General features: G+C 59.6%; 1 pseudogene. It reads left to right on the top strand.

The features are described 5' to 3' along the window. Positions 1–8: 8 nt before the first annotated feature. Positions 9–270, top strand: a pseudogene (locus tag ACYP03_RS26310) (phosphoenolpyruvate-utilizing N-terminal domain-containing protein); the annotation flags it as partial.

Genomic DNA, 270 nt, shown 5'->3' with positions numbered 1-270 from the left:
AAGAATAGTTCATGGTGACACTGGCCGCACAGCTGGCGGTAATTCTGGCACATGCCAAAGCGCAGGGGATGTGGCCAGGCCAGCGTGACGGCCTGCATCTGACAGGTTCCGCCGCATCTACAGGGGTTGCCATTGCTAAAGCCTGGTGGGATGACAACCAGCCCCGGCTGGAAGCGGTGTCACCGGCCGCCTGTCTGGACCGAGAGTTCGAGCAGGAACGTCTGAGCATTGCCATTGAGATGGCGAGTAATGAGTTTCGCCGGCTGCGTA

Source organism: Photobacterium sp. R1 (genome assembly GCF_054600795.1).
The sequence above is the reverse complement of the archived record's forward strand: the minus strand, read 5'-3'. Positions and strand labels throughout refer to the sequence as shown.